General features: G+C 69.9%; 8 protein-coding genes and 1 tRNA gene. 6 read left to right on the top strand and 3 right to left on the bottom strand.

The features are described from left to right. Positions 1–39: 39 nt before the first annotated feature. Positions 40–114: transfer RNA gene (locus QNJ30_24610), tRNA-Val, on the top strand. Positions 115–367: 253 nt separating this feature from the next. On the opposite strand, the gene QNJ30_24605 is transcribed toward QNJ30_24610, so the two are convergent. The 3 genes from QNJ30_24605 to QNJ30_24595 form a co-directional block, all read right to left on the bottom strand. Next, positions 368–1,354: an NAD-dependent epimerase/dehydratase family protein gene (locus QNJ30_24605; protein ID MDJ0946642.1), complete on the bottom strand. Its 987-nt coding sequence runs from the start codon at positions 1,352–1,354 to the stop codon at positions 368–370. 99 nt (positions 1,355–1,453) lie between these two features. Beyond that, entirely contained in the window at positions 1,454–2,266 is an 813-nt protein-coding gene (locus QNJ30_24600; protein MDJ0946641.1) for a class I SAM-dependent methyltransferase, read from the bottom strand. A 166-nt stretch (positions 2,267–2,432) separates the two neighbouring features. After that, the gene (locus QNJ30_24595; protein ID MDJ0946640.1) at positions 2,433–4,976 is read right to left on the bottom strand and encodes an endonuclease/exonuclease/phosphatase family protein; all 2,544 of its coding nucleotides are present in this window, start codon (positions 4,974–4,976) and stop codon (positions 2,433–2,435) included. Between the two features lie 153 nt (positions 4,977–5,129). On the opposite strand from QNJ30_24595, the gene QNJ30_24590 reads away from it, so the two are divergent. From QNJ30_24590 to QNJ30_24570, 5 genes are all read left to right on the top strand, one after another. Then, positions 5,130–7,055 (top strand): glycoside hydrolase family 15 protein, encoded by a 1,926-nt coding sequence (locus QNJ30_24590; GenBank protein MDJ0946639.1) that lies wholly within the window; start codon positions 5,130–5,132, stop codon positions 7,053–7,055. Beyond that, positions 7,052–8,446 carry an alpha,alpha-trehalose-phosphate synthase (UDP-forming) gene (gene otsA / locus QNJ30_24585; GenBank protein ID MDJ0946638.1) on the top strand — a complete coding sequence of 465 codons (1,395 nt, stop codon included), beginning with the start codon at positions 7,052–7,054 and terminating at the stop codon, positions 8,444–8,446. Before QNJ30_24590 ends, otsA begins: the two co-directional genes overlap by 4 nt. 4 nt (positions 8,447–8,450) lie before the next feature. Beyond that, positions 8,451–9,404, top strand: a complete 954-nt coding sequence (gene glk, locus QNJ30_24580; protein MDJ0946637.1) for a glucokinase — start codon at positions 8,451–8,453, stop codon at positions 9,402–9,404. 103 nt (positions 9,405–9,507) lie between these two features. After that, complete coding sequence (locus QNJ30_24575; protein MDJ0946636.1) at positions 9,508–11,394, top strand: ATP-binding protein; 1,887 nt, start codon at positions 9,508–9,510, stop codon at positions 11,392–11,394. Then, entirely contained in the window at positions 11,391–12,743 is a 1,353-nt protein-coding gene (locus tag QNJ30_24570; protein MDJ0946635.1) for a sigma-54 dependent transcriptional regulator, read from the top strand. The genes QNJ30_24575 and QNJ30_24570 overlap by 4 nt, the downstream gene beginning before the upstream one ends. Positions 12,744–12,835 lie beyond the last annotated feature (92 nt).

Here is a 12,835-nt window from a genome sequence, read left to right as displayed (position 1 = left end):
CGCTCGCCTACATCGGGAAGTCCATCCGAGCGGCGGCAAGGGCGCATAGCTCAGCGGGAGAGCGCCTCGTTCACACCGAGGAGGTCCCTGGTTCAATCCCAGGTGCGCCCACCATTCTTCCCGATCGGCGACGATTTCTGACCCTCTGAAAACAAAAATGGCGAGGCCGACCGAGCCAGGCCAGGTCTCTGCAAGGGGCCGCCGACGTGTCAGCGGTGGTAGCTGTGCGAGCACAACACGTCGGCGGCCGTGGGCAGACGTCCTGTCGCTCACGGCCCTAAAACGGGCGAGCGCGACACCTATTCCATCATCCGGGTCCCGGGCCCCAGGCCGTGATCCGAACCGTCCCCCGACAGCGGCGCGGATTTCAGGGCACCAGCCCCTGCGCCCGCAGCCAGGCGTGGCTGTCTTCGATCATGGTGCGGAGCGGGACGGTCTCGTAGCCCAGCTCCTCCTCCGCCCGGGTCGAGACCACCCGGGCGTCCAGGCTCACCATCTCGACGCCCTCCGGGGTGATCTCCGGCTCGTAGCCCAGGACCGCGGCCAGGGCCACGTTGATCCGGGCGACCGCCTTGAAGGCGAAGGCGGGAACGCTGCGGATCGGGACCCGGCAGCTGGCGACCTCGCCGATGATCCGGAAGACCTCGAGCAGCGTGGCGTGCTCGCCGCCTAGCAGGTAGTTCCGGCCGGTTCGGCCGCGCTCGGCAGCGGCGATCTGGGCCCGGGCGACCGCCACGCCGTGGCAGAAGCAGCCGGCCCCGGGCGGCGCGGCCGGGATCCAGCGGTTGCAGAGGTCGATGATGATCCGCGCCCAACTGTGCCGGTCGTAGCGGCCCATGATATGGCAGGGGTTGAGGATCACCGCGTCCAGGCCGCGCGCCACGGCGGCGCGCACCGCCTCCTCGGCCTGAAACTTGGTCCGGTTGTAGTTGATCCAGGAGGCGCCGCCGAGCTGCGGCAGATCCTCGTGGAGCGCGCCCTGCTCCAGTCCGTAGGTGTTCCAGGTCGAGGTGTGGATGAAGCGCCGCGCCTTGGCCGCGAGGGCAGCGTCCAGCATGTTCCGCGTGCCCTCGACGTTGACCCGGGTCTGGCGCGCGTCGTTGCGCGACCAGACCGAGGTGTCGGCGGCGACGTGAAAGACCGCATCGAGGCCCTGCGGCAGCGCCCGCGTCAGGGCGGCCGGGTCGAGCAGGTCGCCTTCGACCGTCTCGACCGCGAAGGCGCGCAGCGGCGCCAGCTCCGAGGTCGGCCGGTGCAGCGCGACCACGGACCATCCGGCCGCCGAGAGCTGCTCGACCAGGTTCAGCCCCAGGAATCCGGTCGCACCGGTGACGAAAGCTGTCCTCGCGGCCATGGCCCTTCTCTCCCGCGCGCGCGACTCCGGTCTGCGACGCCCTCCCCTGAAGGACACCGTCGCCCGCGGAGTCTTCCCTGGGCGCGGTCCTGCCCCGAACTAAGGCTTGCGCGCGGTGGCCAGCACCGCCGGCATGGCGAGCTCGATCAGGTCGCCCTCGCGGTGGCTTTCGGCAGCCTCGAGGATCGCTGCCTCGATCCGCGCCCGCGCGTCAGCGGTCTGGGCCCGCAGGACCATCGCCGTGCGCACGCCACCCTTGTAGACCGCCTCGAGGACCGCCCGTGCCGAGCGGTCGCGCCAGACCAGGGGCAGGTCCTGGAAATCCGGCTCGACGAAGCCGGCCGCGGTCAGGATCGCCGATGCCACCGCCGGATCGGCCAGGCGGTCGGCCGGAGGGCCCGACGGCAGGCCGACGTCGCTGCAGCCCTGCGCCTCGATCGCGCCGCGGGTCAGGGCGAAGAACTCGCAGCCGTCCTCAGGGCCGCGCCAGACCGTGAAGGCGTAGCGGCCGCCCGGGCGCAGCACCCGAAGGGCCTCCGCGACCGCGGCCTCAGGATCGCTGAGATGCAGGAGGGCGAAGGAACAGGCGACCGCATCGAAGCCGGCATCGCCGAAATCCAGGGCCTCGGCGTCGCCCTGGCGGAAGGCGACGCCGGGATAGTTGGACCGCGCCCGCGCGACCATGGTCTCCGCGAAGTCGACGCCGAGCACCTCGGCGCCGCGCCGACCCGCCGCCGCAGCCAGGTGGCCGGTGCCGCAGCCGACGTCGAGCAAGCGCCGGCCGTCGAGCGGGCCGAGGCCGTCGAGAATCGGGTCGATGGCCGCGCCGGTGATCTCCGCGAAGTGATCGTCGAAGGTCGTCGCCCGCGCCGTCCAGCCCTCGTACTCGAGCTGCTTGAAGCTCTTGTCCACCTTGTCGCCTCCCAACCGCCTCGCGATCGAGCATAGCATGCCGTGGGTGGTGTCCCGGCGAAGCGCCTCGCTACGCCGGCGCAGTCCGCCGGCCGAAAAAGGCCGGCCGGCCCTCGCCTGGACAGCGAAGGCCGGCCGCAACGGGTCGGAGTCGGCTTCTCGGTGTTCAGTCCTCGCCGAAGCCGTCACTCTCCGCGAACTCCCGGAAGCCGCCGAAGAGCCGGAAGCTGGCGACGACGGGGTCGTGATCGCTCGCCTGGTCCGAGAACTCGCTGTTCACGTGGACCACGTCGACCTGGCCCAGGAAGCCGAGCAGCCGGCTGACCAGGATGTTGTCGAGGGCCTGCGAGTTGCCGTCGAAGATGAAGGTATAGCGGTCGGTCGCCGGCAGGCGGCTGACCAGGTCCTTCAGCACCGGCCGCTTGCGCGGGAACTTGCGCCCCTTTTCGTCGTCGCCGTCGACCGTCGCGGTGCCCCGCAGCACGTCGAGCGGCGGCGAGAAGGGGAAGTCGTTGACGTCGCCCAGGACGATCACCTTGGCCCAGCGGTCCTCGGCCAGGATCGCGTCGACGAAGTCGTTGACCACCTGCGCCTGCTGCTTGCGTTGGGCCTCCGAGATCAGTGTCGGCCGCTGCGAGGGCCCGAAGAGAGGCTGGTCGCCGCCCTTGGAGTTGAAGTGGTTGGCGACGATGAAGAGTCGGTTGCGGCCGAAGCGGAACTCGGCGGCCAGCGGCTTGCGGCTGGACGCGAAGGCGTCGCCGTCGCCGAGATCCGGGTCCAGGACCCGTCCGGGGTTGAAGGACAGGCTCGGTCCGGGCAGCACCGCGGTGTTACTGGTCGCGTCGCCGGGATCCCCAGGCGCCAGACTGGTGCGGTCCTGGCGGAACAGGAAGCCGACCCGGATGTTGCCGCCGGGCTGGCCGCCGTCCCGGCCGTCCTCGGGATCGATCTGGGCGAAGCCGTAGACGCCGGCCAGGGCGGGGTCGGCGGTCTCGATCGCCGCGATCAGCTGGCCGAAGGTCTGGTCCGCCGAGACGGTGCCGTCATCGGTCGGCCCGCTGTCGTCCTGGACCTCCTGCAGCGCCAGGATGTCCGGCGCCTTGAGGTTCTCGACGATGATCGCGGCCAGCTCGTCGAAGCGCGCGCCGTCGCCGGGATCCAGGTTCTCGACGTTCAGGGTGGCGACGGTGAGCCGGGTCCGCGCCCCTTTCAGTTCGGTGATCTCCCGGGTCAGGTCGTCGGAGAGCACCGCCAGCGGCGCCAGGGTGTCGATCTCGAAGTTCTCGAAGTCGTAGCGCAGCACCCCGACCACCGGCTCGAGCCGGGCGCCGACGTCGAGGTCCACCGGCACGGCGCCGCCGACGATGCCGTCGTCGATCTGGATCCGCTCGGGATTGAAGTCCTTTTCGCGAAGGGTGATGCCGCCGCGCGGGTTGATGCCGCTGGCCCCCGCGCCGCCGTCGGCGACCACCCAGACTTCGCCGAAGCGGCTGGGCGGCGAGATCACCTGGGGCGCGGAGACCTCGAGCAGCATGCCTTCGAGGCTCTCGTAGAAGTCGAGCCCATCGGAAAGCTCCAGAGCGGCGGCGTCCTCGATGAAGCCCTCGAAGCTGGAGATCGTCCTGTCCGGCGGCAGCAGGCCGGCCTGGCCAAGAATTGTCGGCGGAATGACGGCCGCGCCGCCGAGCAGCCTGACCTGGGTCGCGGGGTCGGCGTTGGCCCGGATCCGTGTCGTCGTGAGGTTCTCGACATTGGCCGCCGGACGCTCTTCCTCGACGACGCCGTCGACCTCGACCAGGCTGTCGACCGCGACCCCGAGCGCGCCCGGATCGGTGCTCCCGGTCAGCACGAAGACGCCTTCGGAGCTGCGCGGGTCGTCGTCAGGATCGGCCTCCTGCAGGTAGAAGCCGCGGGCGAAGCTCGGGCTGGTGTCGATTGCCGTGACCACGCCGTCGAGGCCGGCGACCGCCTGGCCTTCGAAGGCCGAGCGATGGGCGATGCCCTGGACGTCGTGGATGCGCAGGCCGGCCGGCGCCTCCCCGCCGCCGCTGGCGTAGTTGCGGGCGTTGGGATCGGCCGGGGTGTTGAGCGCCTCGACCGCCGGATCCAGCTCGCCGTTGAAGCCGGGGATGCCCTCGGCGAAGAAGTCGTTGCGCACCCAAAGGCCGGCCAGGAGGGAGGCGCCGCCGACGGTGAACTGGCCGCCGTCGAAGTCCGGCGCCAGGACCAGGTCCGCGTAGGTCACATCATCGGCGCCGCCGTCGCTGACCGCGATGGAATCGAGGAGCTCGTCCCAGAAGGTCGCGGTGATCTTCCCGCTGCCGCCGGGATCGACGTTGTCGCCGACCGCGCCGGAGAAGTTGCTGACCAGCAGCAGAGTGTTGGTCCCGTTCTCGAAGCGGTTGGTCTGGTAGCGGGTGGTGACCAGGCCCCTGGCATCCGAGGTTCCGAAGCGCTGGGCGGCATCGATGCGGCCCTGCGGCGCGTTGCTGTCGCCCTCGATGGAGAGCACCCAGACGTCGAAGTAGTCGCTGTTCGGCAGACCCAGGATCTCGACGTACTCGTTGAAGTCGGTCCCGGTGTGGTTGAGCACGAACTCGTTGAGGCGCGGCGCCGTCTCCCCGGCGGCGCCAAGGGCACCGCTCGAAGCGAGGGCCAGCGCACCGGCGACGGCCAGCAGGCCGCGGCGCCATGGCTGCGCAGGTTTCATTTTCGAACTCCTTTTCATTTCGAGGGACAGGCGGAGGAAACAGCGAAGGCAGGAAGGAAGATGCGCCACCGCGAATCGACCCGTGGTTGAACGTTAACCCGGGCGCTCTAGCCTCGCTATGTGACTTGGCGATAACGGTTGCTTGAGACTTGGATGACAGCGTCCTTACCTTCGGACCGGCCGCACCACGCCGGGCTGGCGGTCCGGACGATGTCAGGCTATGAGCTTCTGACCTCGATCCGGCTGGGCGCGGCGCCCGGGCCGCCGGAATGCCTCGAACAAGGGACCGACGCCTTGAGCTCCTTGGACCTCTCGATCATCGGCAACGGCAACTTCAGCGCCCTCATCGGCCCGCGAGGCAAGATAGTCTGGAGCTGTCTGCCGCGCTTCGACAGCGACCCGCGCTTCTGTGCCCTCCTGAACGATCATCAGAACGGCGACAAGGGCTTCTACGAGGTCGAGTTGCTGGACATCGTCGAGGCCGAGCAGGCCTATCGCGGCAATTCGGCCGTGGTCGAAACCCGCCTCAAGGACCGCAACGGCGGCCTGATCCAGATCACCGACTTCGCGCCGCGCTTCAATCAGTTCGGGCGCATGTTCCGGCCGAACATGCTGATCCGGCAGGTGAAGCCGCTGGCCGGCACCCCGAGGATCCGGATCCGGGTCCGGCCGGCCTTCGGCTATGGCCAGGGGACGCCGGAGCGGACCAGAGGATCGAACCACATCCGCTACGTCATGCCGGACCTGATCCTGCGGCTGACGACCGATGCCTCGGTGACCTACATCTGGGACGAGGTGCCCTTCGTCCTCGAGCGGCCGATCTCGCTCCTGCTAGGACCCGACGAGAGCTTCACCCAGCCGGTCGCGGAGACCTCCCGCGAGTTCCTCGAGAAGACCGACGATTATTGGCGGAGCTGGTCGCGCAGCCTGTCCCTGCCTTTCGAATGGCAGGATGCGGTGATCCGTGCCGCGATCACGCTCAAGCTCTGCAGCTTCGAAGAGACCGGCGCCATCGTGGCGGCACCGACGACGTCGATTCCCGAGGCGCCGGACAGTAGACGCAACTGGGACTACCGATTCTGCTGGCTGCGCGACTCCTACTTCGTGGTGCACGCCCTGAACGCCCTCGGCGCGACCCGGACCATGGAGGAGTACCTGAGCTACATCACCAACATCGTCGCCGCCTCGGAGGACGGTTATCTGCAGCCGGTCTTCGGGATCATCCTGGAACGGCAGCTGGACGAGACCGAGGTCGACAGCCTGACCGGATACCGCGGCATGGCGCCGGTTCGGATCGGCAACGACGCCTACAAGCAGGTCCAGAACGACGGCTACGGCGCCGTGGTCCTGTCCTCCGCGCAGGCCTTCTTCGACCGCCGGCTCGAGCACCCCGGCGACATCACGCTGTTCCACCGGCTGGAGCGGCTCGGGGAGCAAGCGGCGAAGCGATGGAACCAGCCCGATGCCGGGATCTGGGAGTACCGGGGCCGGGAGTCGGTGCATACCTATTCGAGCGTGATGTGCTGGGCCGCCTGCGACCGCCTGAACAAGATCGCCCAGCACCTGGGCGTCGAGGACCGGGCCGCCTATTGGGAGACGAAGGCCAAGGCGATCCGCACGGCGATCCTGAAGCGGGCCTGGAACCCGAAGCTGAAGACCTTCGTATCGACCTTCGACGGCGAGGCCGTGGACGCCGTGCTCCTGCTCCTGCCGCAGCTCGGCTTCCTGGCCGTCGACGACGAGCGCTACGTCAGGACGGTCGAGAGGATCGAAAAGGACCTGCGACGCGGCGACCATATCTTCCGCTACGCCGAAGCCGACGACTTCGGGGTCCCCGCGACCGCCTTCAACGTCTGCAGCTTCTGGTTCATCGAGGCGCTGGCCTCGCTGGGCCGCGAGGCGGAGGCGCGCGCGCTTTTCGAGAAGATGCTGGAGGCCCGCAATCCGGTCGGCCTGCTGTCGGAAGACCTCGATCCGGCGAGCGGCGAACTTTGGGGCAATTTCCCACAGACCTATTCGATGGTCGGTCTGATACACTGTGCCATGAGACTGTCCAAGCCCTGGGAGGAAGCCTTTTGAGCCGACTGGTCGTGGTCTCCAACAGAGTGGCCCCGGTCCGCCGCGGCGGCACCGGCGCAGAGGGCGGCCTGGCGGTGGCCATGCAGGGCGCGATGAAGGACCGGGGCGGCGTCTGGTTCGGCTGGAGCGGCAACACCGTGCCGCACGATGCCAATGAGGCAAAGGTGATCGAGACCGGCCGGATCTCCTACGCCACCCTCGACCTGACCCAGCGGGACTACGACGAGTACTACACCGGCTTCGCCAACTCGGTGCTCTGGCCGCTGTTCCACTACCGACTCGACCTGACCGACTTCAGCCGCCGCGACATGGCGGGCTACCACCGGGTCAATGCGATGTTCGCCAGCCGCCTGCTGCCGCTACTGAAGGACGGCGACGTGATCTGGGCGCACGACTACCATTTCATTCCCCTCGGCGCCTACCTGCGGCAGGCGGGCAGCCGGCAGAAGCTGGGATTCTTCCTGCACATCCCCTGGCCGCCGATGGAGCTGCTGCTGACTCTGCCGAACCACGAGGCCCTGGTCCGCGACCTCTGCGCCTACGACCTGATCGGCTTCCAGACCCAGACCGACCTCTACGCCTTCGAGCAGTACATCCGCGAAGAGGCTGGCGGGGAGGTCCTCTCCGGCGGCCGGATCAGGGCCTTCGGGCGCAGCACCGTGGCGAAGGCCTTTCCGATCAGCATCGACGCCGCCGAGGTCGCGGAGCTGTCCCGCAAGGCCGAACCCAGCCAGCAGACCCGACGGCTCAAGGAGAGCCTGGGCGGCCGACAGCTGATCACCGGGGTCGACCGGCTCGACTACACCAAGGGCCTGCCCGAGCGGCTGGAGGCCTACCAGTATCTCCTGGCCAGCTATCCGGCCTACCGCGGCCAGGTCACCCTGCTTCAGATCGCGCCGCCGTCGCGCAGCGACCTCGCCGATTACCGGCAGATGCGCCAGCGGGTGGAGTCGATCGCCGGGCGCATCAACGGCGGCTTCGCCGAATTCGACTGGTCGCCGGTCCGCTACCTCAATCGGGGCTTCAAGCGCCAGACGCTGATGGGCTTCCTGAGGATCAGCGACGTCGGCCTCGTAACCCCCTTGCGCGACGGCATGAACCTCGTCGCCAAGGAGTTCGTCGCGGCGCAGGCCCCAGAGGACCCCGGCGTCCTGGTACTTTCCCGCTTCGCCGGCGCGGCGCGTGAGCTCGACGGCGCGATCATCGTGAACCCCTACGACATCGAAGGGGTCGGCGATTCCCTGGCCCGCGCCCTGTCGATGACCCTGACCGAGCGGCACGAGCGCTGGGAGGCGATGTTCAAACGGCTGAACCGCCATGACCTGGCGGCTTGGCGGGATGCCTTCATGACGAGCCTGGACGCAGCCCCCTGCGCCGCCGCCGCTGCCTGACGCGATGCACCAAGACCCCGTCCTCCTGGGCGACATCGGCGGCACCAACGCCCGCTTCGCATTGGCCCATGACGGCACGATCGAGATGCTCGAGAGCCTGCGGGTTGCGGAGCATCCGACGGCGGGGGCGGCGCTGGCCGAGGTGCTGCGGAGGCTGCCGGGCATCCAACCGCGCCGTGCAGTCTTCGCCTGCGCCGGCCCGGTCGAGGCCGGTGCCATCGCCCTGACCAACTGCGCCTGGCGCCTCGAGGAGCGCGAGCTCGAAGCCCGCTTCGCCTTCGAGCGGGTCCTTCTGGTCAACGATTTCGCCGCCGTCGCCTGGGCGTTGCCACATCTGGAAGCCGGGCAACTTCTGCAGATCGGCCCCGGCGAGGACAGGCCCGGGCGGCCGCGCGTCGTGCTCGGCCCCGGCACCGGCCTCGGCGTCGCCGCCTTCCTGCCGGCCCCGCTGGGCCCGCAGGTGATCACCGGCGAGGGCGGCCACGTCACCCTGCCCGCCGCCGACGACCGCGAGGCCGAGGTCCTGCGGCGCCTGCGCGCCAAGCTGGGCCACGTCTCGGCGGAGCGCCTGCTGTCCGGCAGCGGCCTGGTCCGGCTCTACGAGACTCTTGCCGGCATCGACGGCCTGAGCGCGCCGCCGCGCAGCGCGCCGGAGATCACCGCCGCCGCGGCCGCCGGCGACTGCGCCGCAAGCCGGACGGCTCTCGAGATGTTCTGCGCCATGCTGGGTGGCTTCGCCGGCAACCTGGCGCTGACCTGGGGCGCCCAGGGCGGCATCTACGTCGCCGGCGGCATCGCGCCGCGGATCGCCGAAGACCTGGCGGCCTCCGCGTTCCGCCAGCGCTTCGAGGCCAAGGGCCGCTTCCAGCCCTATCTGGAGGAAATCCCGACCCGGATCGTCCTGCATCCCGAGCCCGCCTTCCTCGGCCTGTCGCGGATTCCGAGCGTCCCGGCCTGATACGCCGAGGCAGATCGCGCCCGCCCGGCCGATTGTGCTAGTCTCCGCGCGATAGGCCGAGAAGCGCAGGTGAAACCTGCCAGACAGGGACGGTGGAGGCCCCTTGTTCAAGCTGAAGAAGCACACCGCGGTGCTGGCGGTCGCGGCCGTGGTTCTCTTGCCGCTGCTGCTCTGGCAGACCGCAGTCTGGACCGAGCGCATGGGCCTGCGCCGGGTGGCCGACCAGGCCGCCTCGACCCTCGCGCTCTACGCCACGGGCTTGCAGGAGTCGGTCGGCAAATACGAGGCCCTGCCCCGCCTGCTGGCCCGCGACCCGAAGCTTGCCAACCTGCTGCGCGATCCCGAGAACCCGGCCCTCCGCGACCAGCTCAACCGCGCCCTGGAGGAGGTCAACGCGATCGCCGGCACGGCCGACACCTACCTGCTGGACCGTGACGGCCTGACCCTGGCCGCCAGCAACTGGAACGGCCCGACGCCCTTCGTCGGCCGCAACTACAGCTATCGCCCCTACTTCCAACAGGCGATAGAGGGCCGCCTCGGCCGCTACGTCGCCCTGGGCACGGCCTCCGGCAAGCGGGGCTACTACTTCGCCTATCCGGTTCGCGAAGCCGGCGGCGGGATCCTGGGCGCGATCACGGTCAAGGTCCTGCTCGAGCCCCTCGAGGCCGCCTGGCCCGGCACCTTGGACCGGGTGATCGTCACCGATTCGGTCGGGGTGATCCTGATGAGCAGCCGGGACGACTGGCGCTACCGGACCCTGGCACCGCTGAGCGCGGCCGAGCTGAGCCGGATCCAGGCCCAGCAGCAGTACACCGGCGCCTCCCTCGCGCCGCTGCCGATCGCCGCCCGAGAGCCTTTCGGCGCCGCGGCGGAGCGGGTCGAGCTGAGCGAGGAGGCCGAAGCCGGCGGCGAGGCCTTCCTGCTCCAGTCCTTTCCGCTGCAGGGGATCGGCCTCACGGTGTGGTCCCTGTCCCCGGTCGGCCAGGTCCGCGGCGCGGTCACGCAAGCCATGGTCCTGGCCGCCTTCGGTGTCCTGATCGTCATCGGCCTCACCTGGATCTGGCTGCAGCGCCGCCAGGCGATCCGCGAGCGCTTCGAGACCGACCGCAAGCACAAGGCGGAGCTGGAGGGCAAGGTCGCGACGCGCACCCGGGCGCTCGAGACGGTCAACGCCGAGTTGCGCGCCGAGGTCGCGGAGCGCCAGAGAACCGAGCGCGAGCTGCGCGACACCCAGGCCGAGCTGGTGCAGGCGGCCAAGATGGCGGCCCTGGGGCAGCTCTCGGCCGGCATCGGCCACGAGTTGAATCAACCCCTTGGCGCAATCCGTTCCTACGCCGACAACGCCAAGATCCTGCTCGAGCGCGACCGCCTGCCCGAGGTCGAGGCCAACCTGACCCAGATTTCCGGGATCACCGGACGCATGGCCGAGATCGTGCGCCGCCTCAAGACCTTCGCCCGCAAGCCCGGCCACAAGGCCGAGGCGGTCTGCCTGCGCGGCGCCCTGGACGACGCCCTGGCGCTGATGGAGTCCCGGATCGACGGCGAGCGCATCGAGATCGAGGTGCCGGCCGAGGACACGGGGGTGCTGGCCGACCCGGTGCGCCTGCAGCAGACCCTGGTCAACCTGATCGGCAACGCGCTCGACGCCATGGCCGGATCCGAAGCGCCCTGTCTGCGCTTCGTCGCCGAGCCGCGGGGCGCCCAGGTGGCGCTGCAGGTCATCGACAGCGGCCCCGGGATCGCGGAGGAGGCCCTGGACCACGTCTTCGATCCCTTCTACACGACCAAGGAGCCCGGCCAGGGCCTGGGACTTGGCCTGTCGATCTCCTACAACATCCTGCGCGACCTCGGCGGCTCGCTGACCGCGCGCAACCGGCCCGAAGGCGGCGCCTGCTTTACGCTGACGCTGCCGCGAGCCCAGCCCGAGCGGGCCGCGACAGCCCTGAGCGAGCCTGCGGACTTGGCGCTCCCCAGGGAGGCGGCCCGGTGAACGCAGAGCACACGGCGGGCCGCGTTCTGCTGGTCGACGACGACGGCCACCTGCGCAGCGCCTGCAAGCAGTCGCTGGAGCTCGCAGGCTACGAGGTGCGCTGCTTTGCCCGGGCCGAAGGCGTGATCGCGCAACTGGCCCGCGACCAGGCCCTGGTCCTGGTCACCGACATCAAGATGCCGGGGCCGGACGGCCTGGACCTGCTGCGCCAGGCGACCGAGATCGATCCCGAGCTTTCGGTGGTGCTGATCACCGGCCACGGCGACATCCCGATGGCGGTCGAGGCCATGCGCGCCGGCGCCTACGACTTCATCGAGAAGCCCTTCGCTCCGGACCTGCTGATCGGAGTCGTCGGCCGGGCCATGGAGCGCCGCCGGCTGCTGCTGCAGAACCGGGCCCTGCAGCGCGCCCTGGACGACGCCGGCCCCCTGGAAGCGCACCTGCTGGGCCGCAGTCCCGAAGTCGAGCGCCTGCGTGGCCGTATCGAGGCCCTGGCCGCCGCCGAGGTCGATGTCCTGGTGGAAGGCGAGACCGGCAGCGGCAAGGGCCTCTGCGCGCGGCTGATCCATCAGCTCAGCGAGCGGGCCAAGGCGCCCTTCGTCACCATCAACTGCGGCGCCCTGCCGGAATCGATCATTGAGAGCGAGCTCTTCGGCCACGAGGCCGGTGCCTTCACCGGCGCGACCAAGCCGCGGATCGGCAAGTTCGAGCATGCCAGCGGCGGCACGCTGTTCCTCGACGAGATCGAGAGCATGCCGCTGGACTCCCAGGTCCGGCTGCTGCGGGTGCTGGAAGAGCGGGTCGTCGAGCGGCTCGGCTCCAACGAGTCGCGGCCGCTCGACCTGCGCGTGATCGCCGCGACCAAGGTCGACCTCAAGGCCGCGGTCGAGGCGCGGCGCTTCCGTTCGGACCTCTATTTCCGGCTCAACGTCGTGACCCAGCGGATCCCGAACCTGCGCGAGCGGGCGGGCGACATCCCGCTGCTCTTCGAGCATTTCCGGCAGCGGGCGGCGCGGCGCCTCGGACGCACGGCCCCGGCCAGCGAGCCGGACCTGCTGCACGAGCTCCTGGCCCACGACTGGCCGGGCAACGTGCGCGAGCTGCAGAACGCGGCGGAGCGCCACCTGCTCGGCTTCGGCCTCGGTCTGGCCGAACCCGCCGCGGCGCCGCCGCCCGGCGCGGCGAGCCTGCGCAGCCGGGTCGACGACTTCGAGAAGTCGCTGATCCTCGCCGAGCTGGAGCGCCGGGGCGGTAACGTCACGGCGGCCTGCCAGAGCCTCAAGGTGCCGCGCAAGACGCTTTATGAGAAATTGCACAAGCACGGTATCATCCGTGACGCCGGGGCCTGACCATGCCCGGCCGAACGCGGGAGCCGTGTGGCGAGGGTGACAGTCGAAGCCGCCGGACCGTGTGGAATCCCGCACGCTTCGGGCGCCGCCAA

Source organism: Kiloniellales bacterium (genome assembly GCA_030066685.1).
Classification (GTDB): Bacteria; Pseudomonadota; Alphaproteobacteria; order Kiloniellales; family JAKSBE01; genus JAKSBE01.
This window is presented reverse-complemented; position numbering and strand designations above follow the sequence as displayed.

What these genes read in the sequence shown, in the direction of transcription:
- glk (MDJ0946637.1), top strand. Translation starts at nt 8,451, where the DNA reads ATGCACCAAGACCCCGTCCTCCTGGGCGACATCGGCGGCACCAACGCC.
- QNJ30_24595 (MDJ0946640.1), bottom strand. Translation starts at nt 4,976, where the DNA reads ATGAAACCTGCGCAGCCATGGCGCCGCGGCCTGCTGGCCGTCGCCGGT.
- QNJ30_24605 (MDJ0946642.1), bottom strand. Translation starts at nt 1,354, where the DNA reads ATGGCCGCGAGGACAGCTTTCGTCACCGGTGCGACCGGATTCCTGGGG.
- QNJ30_24590 (MDJ0946639.1), top strand. Translation starts at nt 5,130, where the DNA reads ATGACAGCGTCCTTACCTTCGGACCGGCCGCACCACGCCGGGCTGGCG.